We start from the raw sequence: 11300 nt of genomic DNA, 5'->3' as shown, positions 1-11300 counted from the left end.
GCACTTTTTGTTGGCAGATTCTGAATCACGCTCGTTCCTGGCTGTTTAGAATGACAAGCTTTGGGGTTGGTCACTTTTCTTTTTAAATAAATGAATGAATCCGTCATTCCGACGAGCTTAGGCGAGATCAGGAATCTACTATCAAAGTGCTGTGAAGCGAGAGGAAACATCTCTGCCACAGCACTTTTTGTTGGCAGATTCTGAATCACGCTCGTCCCTCGCTGTTCAGAATGACGATATCTAGGACTCAGGCAAAGAACATCAAGCTGTCTTCATCACAACAACTGCAGCAATCACCACAAAGATACCAAACCAACCAATCGGCTTAAGCTTTTGTTTGAACAGCAAAGCACCACCAATCGCGGTACCTAAGATACCTATCGCGCCCCAAGAGGCGTAAGCGATCGCAAGGTCGATCTCTTTTACCGCTTGAGCAAGCAAAGTAAACGCTGCCATCACCAAGACAATCGCAGTGATGCCCCACCCTCTGTGCTTAAAGCCTTTAGAGCGAGTCAGCGCCATGTTCGCCATGATGTCGACCAACGCCGCCATGACAACAAATCCAAATGAAACAGTGAAAAATTGGCTCATGATTAACACCTCGCATTCGATGAGCTCGGAAACTCATCTTTTTGTTGAGGCTGACTGTGTGATTCGCCGAGCGTCACACACACAATACCGACCACCGCTAGCGCCAAACCAAGCAACTGCTGCGTACTTAAGTTGGCATCAAATAAAACGATAGAAACCAGGGTAATCAAAGCGATACCCAAACCTTCCCATGTTGCGTACGCGACACCGATAGAGATTTTCTTTGCCGCTTTCGACAAGAAGTAATAGGAAATGGCGATCAGAACGTACATCACCAGATAGCCTTCCCACGCATTACTTTCACCAATAAACGACATCGTACTGGTACCGGCAACTTCGGCAACGATGGCGAGCAATAAAAATAGACGTGCAATGAGCATGATTCATCCTCCCCAGAAATTAAAAAACTGCATAACGGAGAATGGTGAATGTCCTTTAAGAATCAGACATTCAAAGAATTGATAAGATAAAAAGAGCCGCTTCTCCTGACTATTTGTAGTCAGATTAGCCCTTCTTCAGCAAAACAGACAGGTAATTGAGATATTCATTTTTGAATATCTTAAAGGGCAGTTTGCTTATCCGATCACGTTAATGGCGTATTGAGGGTTTGCTGCACCACTTGGTGCAAATGGCGGTGCAATGGGTGGTTACGGTAGGTCTGTAAATAACCCCCAGAAACAACAAATTGGCTGAACTCTCGGTTGACCATCGGCATTGGATAAGAGGCAAGCTCGTGCATCAAGTGTGCAGTACTTTGGCTGGCGTACATGATGGCATCGGTCTCAAGCAGCATTTGGCAAGCAACACGCAAGTTGTAGGACTTGAGCAATACAACGGGCTCGTAACCCATGCGGCGATATTCTGACTCCACCGTACACAGTGGGTTGTAGGATGCTGGCGCAGGCAAAGAGACCAGTGGCAATTCCGACACCGTATCCCAGTCATTGCTGATTTGCGACAGCGTCGGGTGATCTTTACGCGCCAAAATCACACGCTTTTCAACAAACAATGGGCGCATGTAGATGTCTTTCGACAACTCAGTTTCTTGATCGAGAATGCAGTAGTCGTGCTCGCCCTCTAACATCTCGTCTTGGGAATAAATGTTCCAACTTGAGAAAGCAAATGAGGCTTGAGGAAAGGCTTGATGGCAACCGCGCAATAAACGCTGACCTTGCTCGTCCATCAAATAAGGGTCAGTCACAATCGCAATCTGACCTTGGTATTCGAGTGGATCAAAATCCGAAAACTCCTGCACTACTTTTTCTAGCGGCGACAGCATGTTATCAAACTCCGCCGCTAGGCGAATCGCCATTGGGGATGGCTCTACCCCGTGTGCTTTACGCACAAACAGCGGATCATCAAACACGTCTTTGAGTTTCATCACCCCACGACTGGCACTGGGTTGCGAAATGCCAAGCTGCATCGCCGCCAACTTGATGCTGCGATTTTCTACCACGGCTTTAAGTAGGCGCATTAAATTAAGATCTAACGCATCAAGTTGATGTGGCATGCCCGTGTCCTTATCAGAAACGAATGATGAAAAATAAACGTGAACCAGAGCGAGTTAGACGCTCTCGCCTGCTGTAATTTGATAGCCCATGTTCACGACCGTCTCGGCTTGCTCTTCACCCTTAAGGCGTGCAATCAATAGCTCGGCACTTTTCTCACCAATCTCGAAACGCGGTGTATCCACACTGGTCAGTTTCGGGCTGATAGTTTGTCCGATGTCTAATGCGTTGTAGCCCACCACCGCAAGTTGATCGGGTACTTTGATGCCGCGTTGCTGAGCGCTCAACAAGGTACCAATCGCGATGTCATCGTTGGTACAAAATACACCATCAAGTTCTGGGTAGGTTGCCAGTGCGCGCTCCAATAAATCATGCGCCAACGAAAAGCTAGAGTGATCGCCCGTTAGCACATGTTTTGGCTCCAATCCTGCTTCTGTCATCGCGCGATCGTAGCCTTGCATACGCAATTTAGTACGCGTATCCAAGCGAGCACCGAAGTAAACAATAGTACGCTTGCCCGACTCCAACATGCGCTTTACGACGCTGTAAGAAGCGTCTTCGTGATCCATGCCGACCGCCATATCAATCGGCTGCTCTGGCAGTTCCATGGTCTCTACCACAGGAACGCCAGCGTTTTTGATCATCTGCAAAGTGCGTTGAGTATGGTGGCTTTCAGTTAGGATTAAGCCGTCAACTTGATAAGAGAGCAGCGACGCGATTTTGCGTTCTTCTTCCAGCTCGTCATAACTAAAGTGCGCAAGCAGTGTTTCATAGCCATTAGCTTTAGTGACCGTTTCAATGCCCTGAACAAAAGACGCAAAAATTTGGTTGGACAGTGAAGGCAGTAAAATACCAATCGCTTTACTGGAAGACTTCGACAGCATCGCCGGAGCACGGTTTTCGATGTAGCCCATCTCTTCAATTACAGCGGCAATTTTCACTCGCGTTTTTTCTGCCACTGAGTCTGGATTGCGCATGTAACGCGAGACGGTCATTTTTGTTACGCCAACTTTGTCTGCGACATCCTGCAATGTCGTTCGTGCTTTCTTATTCTGCTGAGCCATAAATATCTAATTTATCAGTAATGTTACTAGTAACATTATGACGAATAGACTCCTCGTCGACAAGCTCGGCAAAATCCATCTGCTACATCATTAATAAAATCATAACCTTACCGCTCAAATAACCATCAAATTGCAATTCCAACATTGTGATTCAAAGCTGAATAAATAAATGACATTAATATTGAGTTTCTTATAAAATAGCGTACCTAAAACAATAAGATACGAAGTACAGTGCAGTTAGGCTCTAGCGAAACCCAGATTTACTATCACCTGCTTGATCTGGACGACTCTCAAAAGCAGCAATACCTCAACGAATTGCAGCAGAGTCAACCTGAGCTTTACCTCCAAATCGCTCCTCTTTTAGCAAGTGAAAACGAAGAAGAACAACTGACACAGTTGCTCGGCTTCGGTGCGAATTTGGCAACCAAACAAGAGGTCGACCTAACGGGCGAAGAAGTTAGCAAGTACCGACTCACCCACGAGTTAGGGCGTGGAGGTATGGGGGTGGTGTATGCGGCACTGCGCGCTGACGAGACGTTCGAGCAAGACCTTGCGATCAAGTTCATTCAAACCAATCTCAGTAATGTATTAGGCAAACGCGCGCTGTTTGATGAAGCTCAGCTTCTGGCTCGTTTGAACCATCCTTACATTGCCAAAGTGTTTGATGGCGGCTTGCACGGTGATTCGGTTTACATCGTGATGGAACGCGTTTTTGGTCAGACCTTAGACTCGTATTTGTTGCTCACGCCAATGGAAGACGATGACAAGTTGTTGCTGTTTAAGCAGATTTGTCAGGCAATGGAACACGCCCACCAGCATCAAGTCCTGCATGCGGATCTCAAACCAGAAAACATCCTAATTGATCGCAATAAACGACCAAAACTGCTCGATTTCAACCTGACACAAAAGGTGCAATCAAACAGTGATGATTCGTCTCCGGCATTAATTGCCTTCAGTGAAAAATACGCCAGCCCAGAACAGCAAGCCGGAGCGTTTTTGACTGAGCAAAGTGATGTGTATTCACTGGGTAAGATTCTGGCGCTGATGTTTCCTGATCAGCCAATATGGTCAGATATTTATTGGGTGGTGAGACGCGCAACGCGAGCGAAAGCAAAGCAGCGCTACCTCAATGTTCGGACACTGCGCCAAGATATTGAATGTATTTTAGAACGACGCCCAATAGAGCAAAAGAAGCACTGGCCACTGTACAGTACGCTTCGTTTAGTACAACGCCGACCGCTGCCGTCGCTGTTGTCCGCAATCTTAGTGTTATCTGGTTTGCTGTTTGGTAACACTCTGATTCAAAAGAACATACAACTGCAACAAGAGAAGAAGATTGCAGAAGACATCATGTACGAAGTGACGCGCCTTGTCTTTCATGCCAAGGGGCAAAACGTCGAGCATATGTCCGTCAGTGCCATGATGGAACTGACACGCAGGCGGATTCTGTCTAACCCAGATATCCCCAAACACATAAAACAGAAAATGCTGTTGGCGATGATGACACCGGTGCCAGAGAAGCACCTCACTAAATCAATAAGTTGTCAGCCAAATTGTGCACCAAAGGACCGCACTCAACAGTAAGGCTAAACATAAGAAAGGCTTAAAAATTAAAATGTACACACGTTCCATTGCGATCTGGTTGTCTGCGTTAGCGATAGCACCAGCATGGGCGAACTCTACTTCTACGACTCCGTCGGCAGAAGCGACAGCGCCTACCATAAAACAAGGTTTCTTCATCGATTCACCGGTAACTGGTCTGTATTACAAAACCAGTTCCAACCTGTCTGGTCACACAAACAAAGGCGCATTTCAGTATCGTCCTGGCGATGTCATCAGCTTCTTCCTCGGCAATGATGATAACGGCTACTTGCTCACCACAATGTCGAGCCAAGAAGTGCTCACACCGACCATGGCGACCACAAAACCCAGTCGCAGCATCAATATGACCCGCTTGTTGCTCTCTCTCGACAGCACTCCGGAAAACCGTCAAGAAATCGTGCTAATCAACAAGGTATTATCCGATCCAACCTTCCAAGCACAACTCAAGCGTCTCGACCTCAATTTCCTAGATGACGCCAAACACCAACTCAATTTGGATTGGGTTTCGGTGCAAGAAGCAGTTGAACATCTAAATGAAAGCCAACGCTACATCGAAAAGAACTTCGCCTCAAATGAGATCATTTTTGAGCCTCGTGACGTGCGATTTAAGAACATCATCATCAAGAAAAAGGATTGGCAGGGTCGCGCCTGTGCATTCGATATTCGCTATCAACACCACCCGCGTTACCGCCCACCAATTGGCGAGATTAACTTCACCATCACTAAAGAGAGCCTGATTCAGCATCCAAGTGTTGGCGACTACTTCCAAGGCTGTTTCCTAGCACTTAACCAGAGCGTAACCGAAGAAATTGTCGAACCGATTGAAAAGTTCTCTGAATGGGAAAGCTTGGTCGGCTGCGCCGATTCAGGCTGTACCCGTAGCGACCTCAATGGCTTCTCGTTAGAAGATTATGACGATGAAGGCGATTGGAAATATCGATCGGTTGCACTCAACTTCGATCCGAGCACCCAGCTATTAATGGAAAAAGTACAGGGGTTGGGACCAAACGAGCACGTTAAGCACCACAACCGTACTGAGATGTTGTGGTTTACCTATCCTGACTCTGTCGATAGCGAAATTGCCTACCAAGGTGTATGGCAACAAACTCAATACCTACAAGACTCAATGAAGCAGTCGTGTCTACTAATGCGTCATAACCAAGTGTTGCGTTTACCTGTCGATGCCGTTGCCTGCCCTACAGATACCAGTCTATACACCCAAGATGTCACCAACGAGTATTTGGACATGTGGTGGGTCAACAATGACCAACCAAGTGCTGAACTCGCGCAAATGAACGTGATGGTGCGTTGGTCACCAACCCCAGCGGAAATCAACTACACCACGTGGGAATACCTACCTGCAGGCAAAAGCTGGGAGCAAGGCATTTTGTATCGTTACCAACAAGACATTAGCCGTAATCGCGATGGTTCTGATCGCGTTGAAACCTATTCCATCTCTGAGTTTGTAAAAGTAAGTGAGGATGTATAGCCATGACTTCTAAATCTACTCTGACGCAAATTATCCAACAGTGGCAAGCAGGCGATAAACAGGCGGAAAGTGAGTTGTACCAATTCGCTTACCTACAACTGCGTAAAATTGCTCAACAAGAACGCGAGCGCAACGCAGAGAAATACGGAACCGACAATAAGGTACTGTCGGACAGCGTAAACAGCACCACAGCTCTGATCCATGACGCGTATTTAAAGATGTCTAATTGCGACATGAGTGAGATTGAAACCAAGCGCGATTTCTTCTTAATGGCAGCCAAAGTAATGCGCCAAATCCTGATCGACAACGCTCGCTCACATCAAGCGCAAAAACGCCAACACATCACGCTGATGAAAGAAGAAGAAGATCGCTTCGAGCAACTCATCATCATGGATAAAGCACTCGATAACTTTAGTGTGCGCTACCCGCGCCAATCCAACGCGTTAAAGCTCAAATATCTGATGGGCATGAAAAACCAAGAGATCTGTGAACTGCTCGAATGCAGCGCCAGTTTGATTGAAAAAGACCTTAAGTTCTCCCGCAGTTGGCTGCAATCAAGAATGGCACACGCGTAAAATCATGAAGAAGAAATACTGGATTGCAGGTGCATTGAGTACCTGCTTGATGGCGCTTTACTGGCTAACAGACGAGCAAACCACAGCTGCGGCTGCCAACATACAACCAGCGAATAATAACGAGAAAAAGAGAAATACGCCTCACGGAGAACGCACTTCCCTTATCGAAGTAAAACAGGCACTCACCGCATCTGCATTGGAAAGAAGCAATGAACTGGCGTTTGAAAAAGCGCTTGAATCCACGTTGTCAGACCGTCCTGATCAGGTTGAAGATGCCTTGGGATCATTGGAGGTCAATTACTCCCAAAACCTAACGATAACCTACATCAGTGAATCTGCACACGACGATGCAACAGAGAACGGCAAGCCGATAATAAACCTAGCGGTTGAGCAGCAATTACAAACCATTATCTATAGTTGGGAACTGACACAAAACAACCCTATCAACTACTCATTAGGGTTGGAACAGCTGTTCGAAGATCCAGAAGGAGACTTACTCACCACGCGAATTTGGCTAGAAAACGCCAACGGACTGAGCGTTCTCAACCAAGGGCAAATCATGCTGCAAGGCGCGCCAAAAGACTTCAACCAAACCACATATTTGGCAGTCTCTGCACGTGATGACCACCACGGGACAGAAGATCACGCTTGGGTCACGACACGCTTCGAGCTGCCAGCAGTCACTGCAGAGCAGAACGATACAGAACATCCGCTCATTGATGGTGTGGTATATCGCCTTGAAACCACAACGTTGCTCGGTGGACGCAAGTACCCTTACGAAGTAGTGTACTGTGAAGCATTTAAATTCATTGATGATGAAGTTTTTTATGCTGCTTCAAGCAACAAAACTCGCTGCCCAGACGAGCATAAGCTGAATAAAGTCGGGGAATACCAGATCAGTGATGACTCATTGATCATCCACATCAAAGGTAGCCGTCAGATCTGGACTACGAAGAAAACCTACCGGTCACGAGTTCACAAAGACACTGAGAACTACTTTATTACCGTCTTTGATAACAATCGTTTCGAAAGCTATACCATGCAAAAAAACAAGCGCTCAATGGAAGAGCGTTTGAACGTCAATACTGGAAAAGAGCTGTATCAGTCCGCCCTATTTGATCTGCTCATTCCGACTGCCGGTGGTTATCGCCATGCGCTCGCGGGTAACTATATTTTTGACCGAAGGCATGCTCAAGGTGGTGAGTATTACGACGGTTTCGACTCAGATCTCAACATAGTCACGTCTAATAGCGACTTATTTGCTCATGAATTCTGTCAGTTTTGGGACACCTCAATCCTTGCAGGTGAAGGGATGTTTAGCGAGGTAATTTCTTACTCCAATAATACCGATTGCGCGACTGCACCTAAGCCATCCGCATACGCTTATGTCTACTTCAACAATGATTATCATGCTAATGATGAGTTTATTCAGGGGGAGGTTTATAGCTACATCCTACGCCCATTTCCTCAGTACGCGAGCAAAGTAGAAGAGCTAAAAATAAACATGATTTACCACTACCCAAAAAATACAGCAGCCTATAAATAAACCAAAACAACACAAGCCATTGTTTATAAAGACCTAAATTTAAAGTTAATTGATATTTTTATTGATAAAAATTCCAAGAAAAAATATTCCAAAAATTTTTACGGTTTTTCTTTGGTTTTCCGTGTCTTGAAGCCGCTTCCAAATCCGATTAAAAATGCGCAGCTTTTCTAATCTCACTAGTGAGATTAGAAAATAAAACAATAAAAAGCGACTTTCTCATTCGGAAACGAAACAAGGACAAATAAACAATGAATAAGGTGAGTTTACTAGCAGCGTCAGTGGCTATCGCGCTAACCGGTTGTGGTGGTTCAGATAGTGGTTCAAGCAACAACAACTCTGGTGTAGTGATTACAGGCTTTGATGGCTACTTCAAAGAAGCAGTCGTTTTTGAAGATGTAAACAACAATGGAAAGCTAGATAGCAACGACCCAATTATTGGTCTAACCAATGATGAGGGTAAGGTGACGCTAACAGACAAACAATACTCTGCTGAAAAGAACCTTGCGATTCAAACCATTATTCCGGGTGGTACTGTTCAAGCTGAACTGATTGCTCGCGATCCACAACTTTTTGCTGGCACATACACGGTTGATATGGACAACCCAACCCAAGCTATGGCTCATGAGGTTGTATTCCGTACACTTCCGGGTGAGAAAGTTATCTCTCCGCTGACTGACCTTGTTGCAATCCAAGCTGGTGCTAACCCAACACCAGAAAAAATCCAAGCAGCGAAAAACAAAGTAAATGAGACATTAGGTATCGAGGGTGATACTGCATTTACTGATGTAATCGCCGCTAACAATACCGCTTTACATAAAACGGCTCAGATTCTAACCGAGTCTAAAGCACAAGCAAAAGACAGCTACTCTGCAGAAACCGCTATTGCAATTGCCAATAAAGCAACTGACGTCGTTAATGATAAAAACAACGCAGACAAACTAGATGATCCAAACTTCAAACCAGTTATTGAAGTCAACAATGGCGTAGTTAGCGAACCCGTTATCAACAGCAAGTTATTTGCAAATGAGAGCGTTGTAAAAGCTATCAATACAGAACTGAAGCCTCTTGATAGCCACTCAATCAATTTAGAACTGCCTCTTGCTGCTGGCGATCTTGCCCTTTTTGAAGATGACGATAACAAAAACATCGACATCACAGTAAGCGTCATCACACTTGATGGTTCTGTGGTCAAAAATCTAACAACTACGGCTATCAATGGTGGCAAGTTAACGATTTCAGGTGAGCTAACTCCAGTTCGTCCTGCTTACCAAATCAAGCTAACGGCAACTGACTACAACTCACAAGAACAAGATAAGTCCTTTGGTGCTGTAACAACCGCTTTCGACCTACAAGTAAACGTTGAAAATCCAGCGCCAACAATCAACACAGAAGCCGCTGATACAATCGAAGAGTGGATTGACAGTATTGAGCTATACCAAGGTGTTGAAGTTCAGAATGAACAATTCCGTATTGACAACTTGTTCTCTGACGACGAAAAGCTTGCATTTAAAGCATACACATCTATTGATGGCTTAGTACTTGAACTTGTAGAAACACAAGGTCAGACTGAGCTGAAAATCACAGGTAAGCCATCTCGCATTTACCCTGAAGGTCAAACAATCACGATCTCTGCATTTGACGGTATCAATACGACTTACAAAGTCTTCGAGCTAGATGACATTGAAAAACAACCTGAAGCATCGATTGAAATTGATCGCGGTGATCTTGCAGAACTTCAACAAGAAATCACAGTACAGCTAACAACACTAAAAGTTGGTGAAGCTGTTGATGCAGATTTCAATATTACTGAAGTCTTTGAAGCTCAGCACACGTCAGGTGCAATCGAATACTACGCTGGTACAGAAGAAGATGAGTACGCAACAACCGTTCCGGGTCTAAAAGTCAATGTTGATAACAACGGCACACTGACGGTTTCTGGCACACCAACTAGTGCAACGAAAAACGGTTCATTCGTGATTGCGGCAGGTGTAAACCCAGATGCTGACGATGCCGTAATTTCTGAATACGTAACGATCACACTGCCAAACGTTCAACCAGCAGATGACGTAGCACCTCCTCCTGCAGGACATCCGTTAGAAGGTAAGTTCCTACATTTCGTAGAAATTGGTCACAACGGTACCAACTTCGCTAAAGGATGGTGTGATTCAATCTACCTAGATGCGAACACGAAAACGATGTACTGGAACGATCGAGATAGCGACAACCTATCAACTTGTGACACAGACATGTCAGAGTTTACAGAAGGTGTTCCATACACAATCGTTGGTGACAAAATTATCTCCCAAGAAGATGGTATGAAAATGACATTGGATGTCATCAAACAACACTCTTTTGACGACGATGAGCATTTCCTTGTGTCATTCACAGATGAAGAAGGCGATGAGAAGTCAACAGAACTGTATTCTTACCACACAAATGCTCAATATGTAGAAGAAGCGCTTAACAATGACGTTAGCGAATCTCAAGAAGATGCGAATTGGGTAGACCGTGAAACATTCATTGCGATGCCATCTGAAGAAGGTGCAAATGATATTGTGGTAACTGAACTAAAAGTTTCTGGCATCGTTCAGCAATTTGATTACCAAGGCAGCCCATACACTTCAGCTTCAATCTATGGTCGTAATGCAAAAACTTGTGAAATCCTACAAGATATCTATCTCGACTACGGTCGTATCCAAGTTCACGGTGACAGCTACAGTGCTGACAACTACTTCAGCAGCCAACCACAATATAGAGATGCTGAAGGCTCTTGTTACATCGATTTCATGCCTTTAGATCATTCAGCAGCAATTCCTGCGGGGCTTTACACTATCGAAGCCACTCCAGAGCGTACTGATGAAGCAGAACGCATTATCTTTAGTTTTGAAAAGTGATAACTAGAAGCTCATAAACACGAAGCCCCGC

Annotated in this window: 10 protein-coding genes; 5 read left to right on the top strand and 5 right to left on the bottom strand. The window is 45.2% G+C overall.

All coding sequences use genetic code 11. From position 1 onward, the window contains the following. The 5 genes from NL647_RS14095 to NL647_RS14075 form a co-directional block, all read right to left on the bottom strand. The coding region (locus tag NL647_RS14095) for a hypothetical protein (protein ID WP_253650311.1) at positions 1-209 on the bottom strand (209 nt) is incomplete at its 3' end. Between the two features lie 52 nt (positions 210-261). After that, the gene (locus tag NL647_RS14090; RefSeq protein ID WP_005434604.1) at positions 262-591 is read right to left on the bottom strand and encodes an SMR family transporter; all 330 of its coding nucleotides are present in this window, start codon (positions 589-591) and stop codon (positions 262-264) included. Between the two features lie 2 nt (positions 592-593). Then, positions 594-971 carry an SMR family transporter gene (locus tag NL647_RS14085; RefSeq protein ID WP_049534124.1) on the bottom strand — a complete coding sequence of 126 codons (378 nt, stop codon included), beginning with the start codon at positions 969-971 and terminating at the stop codon, positions 594-596. 203 nt (positions 972-1174) lie between these two features. Continuing rightward, positions 1175-2101 (bottom strand): LysR family transcriptional regulator, encoded by a 927-nt coding sequence (locus NL647_RS14080; RefSeq protein WP_009699062.1) that lies wholly within the window; start codon positions 2099-2101, stop codon positions 1175-1177. A 54-nt stretch (positions 2102-2155) separates the two neighbouring features. Next, a complete protein-coding gene (locus tag NL647_RS14075; protein WP_038899404.1) occupies positions 2156-3163 on the bottom strand; it encodes a LacI family DNA-binding transcriptional regulator in 1008 nt (335 codons plus the stop codon). Between the two features lie 231 nt (positions 3164-3394). Here NL647_RS14075 and NL647_RS14070 point away from each other — a divergent pair, with 231 nt between their 5' ends. From NL647_RS14070 to NL647_RS14050, 5 genes are all read left to right on the top strand, one after another. After that, positions 3395-4747, top strand: coding sequence for a serine/threonine-protein kinase (locus NL647_RS14070; RefSeq protein ID WP_017189912.1), 1353 nt, complete (start codon positions 3395-3397; stop codon positions 4745-4747). Positions 4748-4778: 31 nt separating this feature from the next. Next, positions 4779-6254, top strand: a complete 1476-nt coding sequence (locus NL647_RS14065; protein WP_009699065.1) for a hypothetical protein — start codon at positions 4779-4781, stop codon at positions 6252-6254. A gap of 2 nt (positions 6255-6256) precedes the next feature. Then, positions 6257-6829, top strand: a complete 573-nt coding sequence (locus tag NL647_RS14060) for a sigma-70 family RNA polymerase sigma factor (RefSeq protein WP_005446332.1) — start codon at positions 6257-6259, stop codon at positions 6827-6829. Between the two features lie 4 nt (positions 6830-6833). Further along, positions 6834-8375: a hypothetical protein gene (locus tag NL647_RS14055; RefSeq protein ID WP_253650310.1), complete on the top strand. Its 1542-nt coding sequence runs from the start codon at positions 6834-6836 to the stop codon at positions 8373-8375. Between the two features lie 248 nt (positions 8376-8623). Beyond that, positions 8624-11269, top strand: a complete 2646-nt coding sequence (locus tag NL647_RS14050; protein WP_253650309.1) for a hypothetical protein — start codon at positions 8624-8626, stop codon at positions 11267-11269. The last annotated feature ends 31 nt before the right edge of the window (positions 11270-11300 follow it).

It is taken from the genome of Vibrio sp. Y29_XK_CS5, assembly GCF_024181835.1.
GTDB classification, from domain to species: Bacteria; Pseudomonadota; Gammaproteobacteria; order Enterobacterales; family Vibrionaceae; genus Vibrio; species Vibrio harveyi.
This window is presented reverse-complemented; position numbering and strand designations above follow the sequence as displayed.

Coding starts and splice junctions, on each gene's coding strand:
- NL647_RS14090 (WP_005434604.1), bottom strand. CDS start 591: ATGAGCCAATTTTTCACTGTTTCATTTGGATTTGTTGTCATGGCGGCG.
- NL647_RS14085 (WP_049534124.1), bottom strand. CDS start 971: ATGCTCATTGCACGTCTATTTTTATTGCTCGCCATCGTTGCCGAAGTT.
- NL647_RS14060 (WP_005446332.1), top strand. CDS start 6,257: ATGACTTCTAAATCTACTCTGACGCAAATTATCCAACAGTGGCAAGCA.
- NL647_RS14055 (WP_253650310.1), top strand. CDS start 6,834: ATGAAGAAGAAATACTGGATTGCAGGTGCATTGAGTACCTGCTTGATG.
- NL647_RS14075 (WP_038899404.1), bottom strand. CDS start 3,163: ATGGCTCAGCAGAATAAGAAAGCACGAACGACATTGCAGGATGTCGCA.
- NL647_RS14050 (WP_253650309.1), top strand. CDS start 8,624: ATGAATAAGGTGAGTTTACTAGCAGCGTCAGTGGCTATCGCGCTAACC.
- NL647_RS14065 (WP_009699065.1), top strand. CDS start 4,779: ATGTACACACGTTCCATTGCGATCTGGTTGTCTGCGTTAGCGATAGCA.
- NL647_RS14080 (WP_009699062.1), bottom strand. CDS start 2,101: ATGCCACATCAACTTGATGCGTTAGATCTTAATTTAATGCGCCTACTT.